This is a genomic window from Burkholderia multivorans ATCC BAA-247 (genome assembly GCF_000959525.1).
Lineage (GTDB): Bacteria > Pseudomonadota > Gammaproteobacteria > Burkholderiales > Burkholderiaceae > Burkholderia > Burkholderia multivorans.
Genome location: NZ_CP009832.1, coordinates 596,181 through 609,025, shown reverse-complemented (window position 1 = coordinate 609,025; position 12,845 = coordinate 596,181). Strand labels below are relative to the sequence as shown.

Sequence of the window (12,845 nt, the reverse complement as noted above, 5' to 3'; positions counted from 1 at the left end):
CATCGTTGCGACTGCGGGGTTCTTCTTCCTTCGTCGGCCGGGCGCTCTATGCTGCAGCACACGTCCAACTTCGCTTCCCCTTTCACGCCGCGTTTCCGTTAGCGCGAAAGAGGCGTGATTCTATGCAGCCCACGTCCAACACGCAAGCGGTTTGTGAAAATATTTTTAAAAGCTTCCGTGCGCTGCCGCGCACGGAAGCTTCGGGGCAACGACGCGCGGGTCCGACTGCGTTACCCATCGCGCCGTTGACAACAAACACCGCAACCGCGGCGCGACACCATCAGCGGTGCTTGAATACCGGCTTACGCTTCTCGACGAACGCCGCCATCCCTTCCTTTTGATCCTCCGTCGCGAACAGCGAGTGGAACAGCCGGCGCTCGAAATGAACGCCTTCCGCCAGCGTCGTCTCGTACGCCCGATTCACCGACTCCTTGATCATCATGACAGCGGGCAGCGAAAACTCGGCGATCGTCGCCGCAGCCGACAACGCCTCGTCGAGCAGCTTGTCCGCCGGCAGCACGCGCGATACGAGCCCGGCGCGCTCCGCCTCGTCAGCATCCATGAAGCGCGCAGTCAGGCACATGTCCATCGCCTTCGCCTTCGATATCGCGCGCGGCAGGCGCTGCGTGCCGCCGGCGCCCGGCATCACGCCCAGCTTGATTTCCGGCTGGCCGAATTTCGCCGTATCGGCGGCGAAGATGATGTCGCACATCATCGCAAGCTCGCAGCCGCCGCCGAGCGCAAAACCGGCGACCGCTGCAATGATCGGCTTGCGGATCTGGCGCACCGTTTCCCAGTTGCGCGTGATGTAGTCGCCGCGGTACACGTCCATATAGGAATAGGTGGCCATCATGCCGATGTCCGCTCCGGCCGCGAAGGCCTTCTCGCTTCCCGTTACGACGATCGCGCCCACGGCGTCGTCCGCGTCGAACGCCTTCAGCGCTGCGCCCAACTCGTCCATCAACGCGTCGTTCAGCGCGTTCAGCGCCTTCGGCCGGTTCAGCGTGATCAGTCCGACACGCCCTCGCGTCTCCACCAGGATGTTCTCGTAAGACATCTATTTCTCCTCGATCAATGAATTGAGAAACGCCTCGCACACGCGAATAGTTTGATGCTACCATTCTCCGACCAACCGGTCGGTTAATTAATCGATCCAACCCTTCTCACGTTCATCAGGCCGCCGTCATGACCCATGCACTGTTCACGAAGCACGAAGACACGCTGAAACGCGCACTCGCCGCCATCGAGAGCCGCGGATACTGGAGCCCGTTCGCCGAAATGCCGAGCCCCAAAGTGTACGGGGAAAGCGGCAATGCAGACGGCGAAGCCGCGTTCAAATCGCACCTGGGCAAGACCTTCGAGCTCGACCAGCCGGCCAGCGGCGAGACGGTCGGCGCGGAACGTTCTCCGTATGGCGTCGCGCTCGACATCCGGTATCCGAAGTCGACGCCCGATGCGCTGATCGCCGCCGCCGGCGCTGCCCAGCGGGCGTGGCGCGAAGCCGGCCCGAGCGCGTGGATCGGTGTCAGCCTCGAGATCCTCGCGCGCCTGAACCGCGCCAGCTTCGAAATCGCGTACAGCGTGATGCACACGACGGGCCAGGCGTTCATGATGGCGTTCCAGGCCGGCGGCCCGCATGCGCAGGACCGCGCGCTCGAGGCCGTCGCCTATGCGTGGGACCAGCTGCGCCGCATCCCGGCCGACGCGCATTGGGAAAAGCCGCAAGGCAAGAACCCGCCGCTCGCGATGCAGAAGCGTTACACGATCGTCCCGCGCGGCACCGGGCTCGTGCTCGGCTGCTGCACGTTCCCGACCTGGAACGGCTATCCCGGCCTGTTCGCCGATCTCGCGACCGGCAACACGGTGATCGTGAAGCCCCATCCCGGCGCAATCCTGCCGCTCGCGATCACCGTGCGGATCGCGCGCGATGTGCTGCGCGAGGCCGGCTTCGATCCGAACGTCGTGACGCTGCTCGCCACGGAGCCGAACGACGGCGCACTCGTGCAGGACCTCGCGCTGCGCCCCGAGATCAAGCTGATCGACTTCACCGGCAGCACGCAGAACGGCACGTGGCTCGAACGTCACGCCCATCAGGCGCAGGTCTACACCGAGAAGGCAGGCGTCAATCAGATCGTGATCGACTCGACCGACGATCTGAAAGCCGCCGCCAAGAACATCGCGTTCTCGCTCGCGCTGTACTCGGGGCAGATGTGCACCGCGCCGCAGAACATCTATGTGCCGCGCGACGGCATCCGCACCGCCGACGGCCATGCGAGCTTCGACGAAGTCGCGCAGGCGATCGCCGGCGCGGTGCAGAAACTCACCGGCGACCCGGCACGGTCGGTCGAGCTGATCGGCGCCATCCAGAACGACGGCGTGACGGCACGTATCGACGCCGCGCGCGCAGTCGGCCGAGTGCTTCTCGATAGCCAGACGCTTCAGCACCCCGCCTTCCCCGACGCTCGCGTGCGCACGCCGCTCGTGCTGCAGCTCGACGTCGCCGACCGCGAAAAATTCACGCAGGAATGGTTCGGGCCGATCTCGTTCGTGATCGCGACCGACTCGACCGCGCAGTCGCTCGATCTCGCCGGCGAGATCGCCGCCGAGCACGGCGCGCTGACGCTGTCCGTCTACAGCACGGCCGACGACGTGATCGACGCCGCACACGAAGCCGCGGTGCGCGGCGGCGTCGCGCTGTCGCTCAACCTGACAGGCGGCGTGTTCGTCAATCAGTCGGCGGCGTTCTCGGACTTCCACGGTACGGGCGCCAATCCGGCCGCGAACGCGGCACTGGCCGATGCCGCATTCGTCGCCAACCGCTTCCGCGTGGTTCAGAGCCGCGTCCATGTTGCGCCGAAGGCGGCGCCCGCGGAAGTCGGCCAACCGGTATAACCCGAATGGCGGACGTGCAAACGCCGCCACATTCTCTACCATGAACGAATCCGCCATCCGGCGGGTTCGTCGCCTTCCGATACGCCATGACTGACGCCTATATCTGCGATGCCATTCGCACCCCTATCGGCCGCTACGGCGGCGCCCTGAAAGACGTCCGCGCGGACGACCTCGGCGCGGTGCCGCTGAAGGCGCTGATCGAGCGCAACCGCGACGTCGACTGGAACGCGGTCGACGACGTGATTTACGGCTGCGCGAACCAAGCCGGCGAAGACAACCGCAACGTCGCGCGCATGTCGGCGCTGCTGGCCGGGCTGCCGACCGCCGTCCCCGGTGCGACGCTGAACCGGCTCTGCGGCTCGGGCATGGACGCGATCGGCACGGCCGCGCGCGCGATCAAGGCCGGCGAAGCGCGGCTGATGATCGCCGGCGGAGTCGAAAGCATGACGCGCGCGCCGTTCGTGATGGGCAAGGCCGCGAGCGCATTCGCGCGTCAGGCCGACATCTACGACACGACGATCGGCTGGCGTTTCGTCAATCCGCTGATGAAACAGCAATACGGCGTCGACTCGATGCCGGAGACGGCCGAGAACGTCGCGGTCGACTACAACGTGAGCCGCGCCGATCAGGATCTGTTCGCGCTGCGCAGCCAGCAGAAGGCGGCCCGCGCGCAGCAGGACGGCACACTGGCCGAGGAAATCGTGCCCGTCACGATTGCGCAGAAGAAGGGCGACCCGCTCGTCGTGTCGCGCGACGAGCATCCGCGCGAAACGTCGCTCGAAGCGCTCGCGAAGCTGAAGGGCGTCGTGCGCCCGGACGGTACGGTGACGGCCGGAAACGCGTCGGGCGTCAACGACGGCGCGTGCGCGCTGCTGCTCGCGAATGCCGAAGCGGCCGACCAGTACGGCCTGCGCCGCCGCGCGCGCGTCATCGGCATGGCGACCGCCGGCGTCGCGCCGCGCGTGATGGGCATCGGCCCGGCGCCGGCCACGCAGAAGCTGCTGCAGCAACTCGGCATGACGATCGATCAGTTCGACGTGATCGAGCTGAACGAAGCGTTCGCGTCGCAGGGCCTCGCGGTGCTGCGCATGCTCGGCGTCGCCGACGACGATCCGCGCGTGAACCCGAACGGCGGCGCGATCGCACTCGGCCATCCGCTCGGCGCGTCGGGCGCGCGGCTCGTGACGACGGCGATGTATCAGCTGCATCGCACGAACGGCCGCTTCGCGCTCTGCACGATGTGCATCGGCGTCGGGCAAGGCATCGCGCTCGCGATCGAACGCGTATAGCTGGCTCCGCGCGCACCTATAACGAATCATCACGGAGACACTGCATGTCCTATCAGGCAATTCGGCTGGACATCGACGAAGCCGCCCGCGTGGCGACGATCACGCTGCATCGTCCCGACAAGCTGAACAGCTTTACGCGCGCGATGCATCGCGAGCTGCAGTCGGCGCTCGACGAGGTCGGCGCGGCCGGTGCGCGCGCACTGATTCTGACGGGTGCCGGGCGCGGCTTCTGCGCCGGGCAGGATCTCGCGGACCTCGATTTCACGCCGGGCGCGTCGACCGACCTCGGCGCGCTGATCGACGAGCACTTCAATCCGCTGATCCGGCGGCTGCAGCGCATGCCGATTCCGGTGATCGCGGCCGTCAACGGCACGGCCGCCGGTGCGGGCGCGAATCTCGCGCTCGCGTGCGATATCGTGCTCGCCGCGCGCTCGAGCAGCTTCATCCAGGCTTTCGTCAAGATCGGCCTCGTGCCGGACTCGGGCGGCACGTGGTTCCTGCCGCAGCGCGTCGGGATGGCGCGCGCGCTGGGCCTTGCGCTGACCGGCGACAAGCTCGGCGCCGAACAGGCGGAACAGTGGGGGCTGATCTGGCGCGCCGTCGACGACGACGCGCTCGCCGCATCGGCCCGTGAGCTGGCCGCGCGGCTCGCGCAGCAACCGACGCTCGCGATCGCGTCGATCAAGCAGGCGATGCGCGACGGCATGACCCATACGCTCGACCAGCAACTCGATCTGGAGCGCGACCTGCAGCGCAAGCTCGGCCAGTCGCACGATTACGCCGAAGGCGTCAACGCATTCATCGAAAAGCGCGCGCCGCGCTTCGAGGGCCGCTGACATGACGACGAACCCGACGACCGACACGCTCGATCCCGACGCTCTCGCCCGCATGACTGCGCAGACCATGTACGAAGCCGACGCGTGCAGCCGCGCGCTCGGCATCGAAATCGTCGACGTGCGCGCCGGTTATGCGTGCCTGCGGATGCCCGTGCGCGCCGATTTCCTGAACGGCCATCAGATCTGCCACGGCGGGCTGATCTTCACGCTCGCCGATTCGACGTTCGCATTCGCGTGCAATTCGTACAACGTCAATACGGTCGCAGCCGGCTGCTCGATCGAGTATCTGCGGCCCGTGCACGGCGGCGACGTGCTGACCGCCGAGGCAACCGAACAAACACGCAGCGGCCGGCACGGCATCTACGACATCCGCGTGACGAACCGCGCCGGCGAAACGGTGGCGATGTTTCGCGGCAAGTCCGCGCAGATCAAGGGCACCGTGATACCGGAAGACCGCTGACGTCGGCGCCACGCCCATAACAAACACTGGAGACACGCATGACTACCCCGCTACCGCTCGAGCCGATCGAGACCGCATCCCGCGACGAGCTGACCGCGCTGCAGCTCGAACGCCTCAAATGGTCGCTGCGGCACGCGTACGATAACTCCCCTGTCTATCGCCGCAAGTTTGACGAAGCCGGCGTGCATCCGGACGACCTGCAAACGCTCGCCGACCTGTCGCGCTTCCCGTTCACGACGAAGAGCGACCTGCGTGACAGCTATCCGTTCGGGATGTTCGCGGTGCCGCAGGAGCGGGTCTCGCGTATTCATGCGTCGTCGGGCACGACCGGCAAACCGACCGTGGTGGGCTACACGGCGCGCGACATCGATACGTGGGCGAACCTCGTTGCGCGCTCGATCCGCGCGGCCGGAGCGCGCCCCGGCGACAAGGTGCACGTGAGCTATGGGTACGGGCTATTCACCGGCGGCCTCGGCGCGCACTACGGCGCCGAGCGCGCGGGCCTCACGGTCATTCCGTTCGGCGGCGGCCAGACCGAAAAACAGGTGCAGCTGATTCAGGACTTCCGCCCCGACATCATCATGGTGACGCCGAGCTACATGCTGTCGATCGCCGACGAGTTCGAACGGCAGGGCGTCGATCCGGCGCATAGTTCGCTGCGCATCGGCATCTTCGGCGCCGAGCCGTGGACCAACGACATGCGCGTCGCGATCGAGCAGCGGATGAAGATCGACGCGGTCGACATCTACGGGCTGTCCGAAGTGATGGGCCCCGGCGTCGCGTCGGAATGCGTCGAAACGAAGGACGGCCCGACGATCTGGGAAGATCACTTCTACCCGGAAATCATCGATCCGGACACCGGCGAAGTGCTGCCGGACGGCGAACTCGGCGAGCTCGTGTTCACCTCGCTGACGAAGGAAGCGCTGCCGATCATCCGCTACCGGACGCGCGACCTCACGCGTCTGCTGCCGGGCACCGCCCGTACGATGCGGCGCATGGAAAAGATCACGGGCCGCTCGGACGACATGATGATTGTGCGCGGCGTGAACGTGTTTCCGACGCAGATCGAGGAGCAGCTGCTGAAGCAGCGCGCGCTTGCGCCGCATTACCAGATCGTGCTGACGAAGGAAGGGCCGCTCGACGTACTGACGCTCAACGTCGAGCCGTGCCCGGAAACGGCGCCCGACACCGCCGCGATTCAGGCCGCGAAGCAGGCGCTCGCGTACGACATCAAATCGCTGATCGGCGTGACGGCGGTGGTCAACGTGCTGCCGGTCAACGGGATCGAGCGCTCGGTGGGCAAGGCGCGCCGCGTGATCGACAAGCGCAAGGGCTGAGCCGGCAAGTCGTCGCGCGCCGCATAGCGAACGTCGACGCCCGCAACGCCATTTCGATGCAGCGCCCGACCGGCGAACGCCGGGCGGGCGTTTTTCTATTCATCGGCGCGAACCGCCTCGCCCGAACGATTTCGCCGACAGGCGCGCGCCGCGTCGGCTACGCGCCGCCGTCGCCCGTCACGACGACCGACACGAAAACCCTCACGAATTCGGGAACAGCAGCCACATCCGGCCGACCTGCTTCATGCGACCGGCGAGGTCGCCGGCATCGTCGCCGAGCCCCCAGAAATAGTCGGCCCGCACGCCGCCCTTGATCGCGCTGCCCGTATCTTGCGCAAACACGAGCCGGTTCATCGGCGTGTTCGTCAGTGGACGTGTGGTCTGCAGAAACACCGGCGTGCCGAGCGGAATCGACGCCGGATCGACGGCGATCGAACGCTCGGGCGTGAGCGGCACGCCGAGCGCGCCGATCGGACCGTCCGCGCCGCCGTGCGGCGCTTCTTCCTTCGTCGGCATCTCGCGGAAGAAGACGAACCGTGGGTTCGTGTCGAGCAGCGCGTCGACGCGGCCCGGATTCGCCTTCGCCCACGCCTTGATGCCCTGCATCGTCGCCTGCGCCGGCGTCAGTTCGCCGCGATCGAGCAGCCACTTGCCGATCGAGCGATACGGCTGATTGTTGGTGCCGCCGAAGCCGACCCGCATCACCGAGCCGTCGTCGAGCAGCACGCGCCCCGAGCCCTGCACCTGCAGGAAGAACGCCTCGATCGGGTCGTCGACCCACACGAGTTCGTTGCCGTTCAGTATCCCCGAGCGTTCGAGCTGCGCGCGCGCAGGCAGCGCCGCGCCGGCGCGATAGCCGGCCGGCCAGCGGTACAGCGCATATTGATACGGGCCGCGGCGCACGCGCGAGCCGTGCAGCAGCGGCTCGTAATAGCCGGTCACGAGGCCGTCGAGCGTGCCGTCGGTGTTCGCGAACTGGAACGGCGTGAAGTACGTTTCGAAAAACGCGCGCGCGCCGTTCGCGTCGAGTTCGTCGAGCCGCTCGGCGGCCGCGCACGCGCGCTGCCACGCCGGCTGCCGCGCGAGCCGCACGCAGTTCTGCCGCAGCGCGGCCGTCGCGCCGATCAGCGAATCGTCTTGCCAGCCCGGCACCTGCTGCCACGCCACCGGCGTGAGCCGCTTCGCGGCGACCTGCCCCGGCACGATCGCCGCGCCGGTCGGCGGCTTCAGCGCCGTCGGCCGCGTCGGCGCGCCGCCGCATGCGGCGAGTAGCGCCGCCATCGCGACCGCCGCCGCCCAGCCGGCCGCCCGGCGCCCAAACCACATACAATGTCCGTTCTTGATGGAAACCGCCATGTCAGATTTTCTCGACCAATATCCGATGCTCATCTTCGCGCTGGAAGCCTTTCTCGCGCTCGCCCTGCTGGTTTTCATCGTCGCGTGGACCGCGTCGGGCAGAAAGAAGCACGCCCGCAACAACGACCGTCAGCCGCGCTGATCGCGGCGCGCGCAGCACCGCGCCGCGCCGCGTGCGGCGTCGTGCGCTCAGTGCAGCGTGCGCGGCATGTGCAGCGCGAACTCGTCGATCGGCGCTTCGAAGCGCTCGCCGTCTTCGGCCACGCAGAAATACGCGCCACGCATCGTGCCCACCGGCGTCGCGATCACGGCCCAGCTCGTGTACTCGAACTGTTCGCCCGGCTGCAGCAGCGGCTGGTGCCCGACCACGCCGAGCCCTTTCACTTCCTGCACGTGGTTCTCGCTGTCGGTGATGATCCAGTGGCGCGCGATCAGTTGCGCGGCGACCTGCCCCGTGTTGCGGATCGTCAGCGTGTACGCGAATGCGTATTGACGACGTTCGGGGTCGGATTGTTCCGGCAAGTAGCTGGTTTTCACCGAAACGGTGAACTGATACTGACTCATGGTGTTTCCGCTGGAGGGTAAGGCCCGCGCCGGCGACGTGGACGAAGGACGCGGCAGGCGCGCCGCTTTGGTTCGGCATTCTGCTTGATGCGCAAACGGGCTGCAACCGGACGGCCCGCCGCCGCGCCGCGCCCGGCGGGCGGTAGAATGGCGGTTTTGCGCCGCAGCGTCCCCGCTTCCCTGTCATGACTCAATTCCGCATCGCTCCCAGCATCCTGTCGGCCGACTTCGCGCGGCTCGGCGAAGAAGTCCGCAACGTGGTCGCCGCCGGCGCCGACTGGATCCACTTCGACGTGATGGACAACCATTACGTGCCGAACCTGACGATCGGCCCGCTCGTGTGCGAAGCGATTCGTCCGCACGTGCAGGTGCCGATCGACGTGCATCTGATGGTGCGTCCGGTCGACCGGATCGTGCCGGACTTCGCCAAAGCCGGGGCGAACCTGATCAGCTTCCATCCGGAAGGCTCCGACCACATCGACCGCACGCTGACGCTGATCCGCGATCATGGCTGCAAGGCCGGTCTCGTGTTCAACCCGGCGACGCCGCTGAACTATCTCGATCACGTGATGGACCGGCTCGACTACGTGCTGCTGATGTCGGTGAACCCCGGTTTCGGCGGCCAGTCGTTCATTCCGGAAACGCTGAACAAGCTGCGCGAAGCGCGTGCGCGCATCGACGCGTACACCGAACGCACGGGCCGCGAGATCCTGCTCGAGGTCGACGGCGGCGTGAAGGCGGACAACATCGCGGAAATCGCGGCGGCCGGCGCCGACACGTTCGTCGCGGGCTCGGCGATCTTCGGCAAGCCCGACTACCGAAAGGTGATCGACGAGATGCGCGCCGCCCTCGCGGCCGTCGAGCGGAGCTGACGCGATGGCTCAGCCGCCGCTTGCCGCGCCCGCATCCGCCGCCGAGCCGCCCGCCGCCGGCGATCGCACGATCCGGTTGAGCGCGCCGCGCATCGACGCGGCGCTGATCGATCTGGACGGCACGATGGTCGATACGGTCGACGATTTCACGGCCGGCCTGAACGCGATGCTCGCGAAGCTCGGTGCGCCGGCCACGTCGCGCGACGAAGTGATCGGCTACGTCGGCAAGGGCTCCGAGCATCTGATTCATTGCGTGCTGGCGCCGCGCTTCACTGCCGACGAAGTGCGCACGCGCTTCGACGACGCGCTCGCGATCTATCAGGCCGAATACGCGAAGATCAACGGCCGCCACACGCGCCTCTATCCCGACGTCGCGACCGGCCTCGATGCGCTGCGCGTGGCAGGCATCCGGCTCGCGTGCGTGACGAACAAGCCGCACCGCTTCGCGGTCGAGCTGCTCGAGCAATACGGGCTTGCCGATCGTTTCGGCGTCGTGCTCGGCGGCGACAGCGTCGCGCGCAAGAAGCCCGATCCGCTGCCGATGCTGGCCGCCTGCGAGGCGCTCGGCGTCGCGCCGCACGTGTCGGTCGCGATCGGCGACTCGGAAAACGACGCGCTCGCGGGCCGCGCGGCCGGGATGGCAACGCTGACGGTCCCGTATGGCTACAACCACGGCAAGCCTATACAAACGATAAATTCGGATGGTATAGTCGATTCGTTGCTGGCTGCGGCTCGCGCGATCGTCGCGCACAATGCCGGCCAGCCAACCGTCTGACTATTTCTTCCATCCGCATGTTTCTGAATAAAAAACGGAGTCTGAGCAGCATCGACCGGGGAGCCTGGCCCTGGCGTCGCTGGTCGCGCTAACCTCTTCGATGAGGTACGCTGAAGCACGTCTTCAGCGCCGTTTTTTATCTCGCTGCGCATCCGCGCGCCGATCGTCGCACCACCCGAGTTCCACCGTGTCCGAACGCCTGCGTTCAGGATCGGCTGCAGGCTCGCGACGTTCACGCTGCGGGCCGCGCCGGCCGGCACCAGGCACTTCAGGATCGACCGCCCTTTCGCCGACGGTAGCCCGCGCAGCGTCAAACGATCCCTGGCGCACGCGCCGCTCGTCCCGAACAGGACCGGAACATGACCGAACTCGAATTCCAATCGCTCGCGAACGAAGGCTATAACCGCATCCCGCTGATCGCCGAAGCGCTCGCCGATCTCGAAACGCCGCTGTCGCTCTACCTGAAGCTCGCGCAACCCGAACGCGCGGGCGCGAACTCCTTCCTGCTCGAATCGGTGGTCGGCGGCGAACGCTTCGGCCGCTACTCGTTCATCGGGCTGCCGGCACGCACGCTCGTGCGCACCCGCAACGGCGTCTCCGAAGTCGTGCGCGACGGCGCGGTCGTCGAGACGCACCACGGCGATCCGTTCGAATTCATCGCGTCGTTCCAGGCGCGTTTCAAGGTCGCGCAGCGCCCGGGCCTGCCGCGCTTCTGCGGCGGCCTCGCCGGCTACTTCGGCTACGATGCGGTGCGCTACATCGAGAAGAAGCTCGCGCACACCGCGCCGCGCGACGATCTCGGCCTGCCCGACATCCAGCTGCTGCTGACCGAGGAAGTCGCGGTGATCGACAACCTCGCCGGCAAGCTGTATCTGATCATCTACGCGGATCCGGGCCAGCCCGAGGCGTACGCCAAGGCGAAGCAGCGCCTGCGCGAGCTCAAGCAGCGGCTGCGCGCGACCGTGCAGCCGCCCGTCACGTCGGCGAGCGTGCGCACCGAGACGTTCCGCGAATTCAAGAAGGACGACTATCTGGCCGCCGTGCGTCAGGCGAAGGAATACATCGCGGCCGGCGAACTGATGCAGATCCAGGTCGGCCAGCGCCTGACGAAGCCCTACCGCGACAATCCGCTGTCGCTGTATCGCGCGCTGCGCTCGCTGAATCCGTCGCCGTATATGTACTACTACAACTTCGGCGAGTTTCACGTGGTCGGCGCGTCGCCGGAAATCCTCGTGCGCCAGGAAAAGCGCGGCGACGACCAGATCGTCACGATCCGCCCGCTCGCCGGCACGCGCCCGCGCGGCAACACGCCCGAGCGCGACGCGGAACTCGCGACCGAGCTGCTGAACGATCCGAAGGAAATCGCCGAGCACGTGATGCTGATCGACCTCGCGCGCAACGACGTCGGCCGCATCGCCGACATCGGCTCCGTGCAGGTGACCGACAAGATGGTGATCGAGAAGTACTCGCACGTGCAGCACATCGTCAGCTCGGTCGAAGGCAAGCTGAAGCCCGGCATGACGAACTTCGACGTGCTGCGCGCGACGTTCCCGGCCGGCACGCTGTCCGGCGCGCCGAAGGTGCGCGCGATGGAGCTGATCGACGAGCTCGAGCCCGTCAAGCGCGGGCTCTACGGCGGCGCCGTCGGCTACCTGTCGTTCTCGGGCGAGATGGATCTCGCGATCGCGATCCGCACGGGCCTGATCCACAACGGCAACCTGTATGTGCAAGCGGCGGCCGGCGTCGTCGCGGATTCGGTGCCCGAATCCGAATGGCAAGAGACCGAGAACAAGGCGCGCGCGGTGCTGCGCGCGGCCGAACAGGTCCAGGACGGCCTCGATAGCGACTTCTGACCGGAGACTGACCATGCTGCTCATGATCGACAACTACGACTCGTTCACCTACAACCTGGTCCAGTACTTCGGCGAACTGGGCGAGGACGTGCGCACCTACCGCAACGACGAAATCACGCTCGCCGACATCGCGCGCCTGAATCCCGACACGATCTGCCTGTCGCCGGGGCCGAGCAACCCGCAGCACGCGGGCATCACGCTCGACGTGCTGCGCGAATTCGCGGGCAAGAAGCCGATTCTCGGCGTGTGCCTCGGCCATCAGGCGATCGGCGAGGCGTTCGGCGGCCGCGTCGTGCGCGCGAAGACCATCATGCATGGCAAGGTGAGCCGCATCGAGACCGACGGCCGCGGCGTGTTCGCCGATCTGCCGAAGCACTTCGACGTCACGCGCTATCACTCGCTCGCGATCGAGCGCGAGTCGCTGCCCGACTGCCTCGAGATTTCCGCAACGACCGACGACGGCGAAATCATGGGCGTGCGTCACAAGACGCTGCCGATCGAAGGCGTGCAGTTTCATCCGGAATCGATCCTGTCCGAACACGGCCATGCGCTGCTCGAGAATTTCCTGAAGCAGGCGCGCGCGGCCGCGCATGCCGCCTGACGGAGCGCGA

General features: G+C 66.9%; 12 protein-coding genes. 9 read left to right on the top strand and 3 right to left on the bottom strand.

Annotated features, from left to right (window positions below; genetic code table 11):
* Positions 1–280: 280 nt before the first annotated feature.
* Complete coding sequence (locus NP80_RS15280) at positions 281–1,057, bottom strand: enoyl-CoA hydratase (protein WP_006406899.1); 777 nt, start codon at positions 1,055–1,057, stop codon at positions 281–283.
* Positions 1,058–1,185: 128 nt separating this feature from the next.
* Between NP80_RS15280 and paaN the strand changes: the two genes are divergently transcribed.
* The 5 genes from paaN to paaK all read left to right on the top strand — a co-directional run bounded on the left by paaN (position 1,186) and on the right by paaK (position 6,814).
* A complete protein-coding gene (gene paaN, locus NP80_RS15275) occupies positions 1,186–2,892 on the top strand; it encodes a phenylacetic acid degradation protein PaaN (RefSeq protein ID WP_006406900.1) in 1,707 nt (568 codons plus the stop codon).
* Positions 2,893–2,978: 86 nt separating this feature from the next.
* Positions 2,979–4,181, top strand: a complete 1,203-nt coding sequence (pcaF, locus tag NP80_RS15270; RefSeq protein WP_006406901.1) for a 3-oxoadipyl-CoA thiolase — start codon at positions 2,979–2,981, stop codon at positions 4,179–4,181.
* 44 nt (positions 4,182–4,225) lie between these two features.
* On the top strand, positions 4,226–5,017 hold the full coding sequence (gene paaG, locus NP80_RS15265) for a 2-(1,2-epoxy-1,2-dihydrophenyl)acetyl-CoA isomerase PaaG (protein ID WP_006406902.1): 792 nt from the start codon (positions 4,226–4,228) through the stop codon (positions 5,015–5,017).
* Position 5,018: 1 nt separating this feature from the next.
* Positions 5,019–5,477, top strand: a complete 459-nt coding sequence (paaI, locus tag NP80_RS15260) for a hydroxyphenylacetyl-CoA thioesterase PaaI (protein WP_006406903.1) — start codon at positions 5,019–5,021, stop codon at positions 5,475–5,477.
* A gap of 38 nt (positions 5,478–5,515) precedes the next feature.
* The gene (gene paaK, locus NP80_RS15255) at positions 5,516–6,814 is read left to right on the top strand and encodes a phenylacetate--CoA ligase PaaK (RefSeq protein ID WP_006406904.1); all 1,299 of its coding nucleotides are present in this window, start codon (positions 5,516–5,518) and stop codon (positions 6,812–6,814) included.
* 201 nt (positions 6,815–7,015) lie between these two features.
* On the opposite strand, the gene mltA is transcribed toward paaK, so the two are convergent.
* Together mltA and apaG are read right to left on the bottom strand one after the other, a co-directional pair.
* A complete protein-coding gene (gene mltA / locus NP80_RS15250) occupies positions 7,016–8,248 on the bottom strand; it encodes a murein transglycosylase A (RefSeq protein ID WP_080559128.1) in 1,233 nt (410 codons plus the stop codon).
* Positions 8,249–8,359: 111 nt separating this feature from the next.
* Positions 8,360–8,734 (bottom strand): Co2+/Mg2+ efflux protein ApaG, encoded by a 375-nt coding sequence (apaG, locus tag NP80_RS15240; RefSeq protein WP_006400465.1) that lies wholly within the window; start codon positions 8,732–8,734, stop codon positions 8,360–8,362.
* Between the two features lie 185 nt (positions 8,735–8,919).
* Between apaG and rpe the strand changes: the two genes are divergently transcribed.
* The 4 genes from rpe (at position 8,920) to NP80_RS15220 (ending at position 12,835) form a co-directional block, all read left to right on the top strand.
* Positions 8,920–9,606, top strand: a complete 687-nt coding sequence (rpe, locus tag NP80_RS15235; protein WP_006400466.1) for a ribulose-phosphate 3-epimerase — start codon at positions 8,920–8,922, stop codon at positions 9,604–9,606.
* A gap of 4 nt (positions 9,607–9,610) precedes the next feature.
* Complete coding sequence (locus NP80_RS15230; protein ID WP_006406906.1) at positions 9,611–10,381, top strand: phosphoglycolate phosphatase; 771 nt, start codon at positions 9,611–9,613, stop codon at positions 10,379–10,381.
* A 359-nt stretch (positions 10,382–10,740) separates the two neighbouring features.
* On the top strand, positions 10,741–12,234 hold the full coding sequence (gene trpE / locus NP80_RS15225) for an anthranilate synthase component I (protein ID WP_006406907.1): 1,494 nt from the start codon (positions 10,741–10,743) through the stop codon (positions 12,232–12,234).
* Between the two features lie 13 nt (positions 12,235–12,247).
* Entirely contained in the window at positions 12,248–12,835 is a 588-nt protein-coding gene (locus NP80_RS15220; RefSeq protein WP_006412108.1) for an aminodeoxychorismate/anthranilate synthase component II, read from the top strand.
* The last annotated feature ends 10 nt before the right edge of the window (positions 12,836–12,845 follow it).

Bases quoted from the DNA above. Each gene is read 5' to 3' on its own strand.
- NP80_RS15280 (WP_006406899.1), bottom strand. From the start codon at position 1,057: ATGTCTTACGAGAACATCCTGGTGGAGACGCGAGGGCGTGTCGGACTG.
- paaN (WP_006406900.1), top strand. From the start codon at position 1,186: ATGACCCATGCACTGTTCACGAAGCACGAAGACACGCTGAAACGCGCA.
- pcaF (WP_006406901.1), top strand. From the start codon at position 2,979: ATGACTGACGCCTATATCTGCGATGCCATTCGCACCCCTATCGGCCGC.
- paaG (WP_006406902.1), top strand. From the start codon at position 4,226: ATGTCCTATCAGGCAATTCGGCTGGACATCGACGAAGCCGCCCGCGTG.
- paaI (WP_006406903.1), top strand. From the start codon at position 5,019: ATGACGACGAACCCGACGACCGACACGCTCGATCCCGACGCTCTCGCC.
- paaK (WP_006406904.1), top strand. From the start codon at position 5,516: ATGACTACCCCGCTACCGCTCGAGCCGATCGAGACCGCATCCCGCGAC.
- mltA (WP_080559128.1), bottom strand. From the start codon at position 8,248: ATGAAAACCAGCAGGGCGAGCGCGAGAAAGGCTTCCAGCGCGAAGATG.
- apaG (WP_006400465.1), bottom strand. From the start codon at position 8,734: ATGAGTCAGTATCAGTTCACCGTTTCGGTGAAAACCAGCTACTTGCCG.
- rpe (WP_006400466.1), top strand. From the start codon at position 8,920: ATGACTCAATTCCGCATCGCTCCCAGCATCCTGTCGGCCGACTTCGCG.
- NP80_RS15230 (WP_006406906.1), top strand. From the start codon at position 9,611: ATGGCTCAGCCGCCGCTTGCCGCGCCCGCATCCGCCGCCGAGCCGCCC.
- trpE (WP_006406907.1), top strand. From the start codon at position 10,741: ATGACCGAACTCGAATTCCAATCGCTCGCGAACGAAGGCTATAACCGC.
- NP80_RS15220 (WP_006412108.1), top strand. From the start codon at position 12,248: ATGCTGCTCATGATCGACAACTACGACTCGTTCACCTACAACCTGGTC.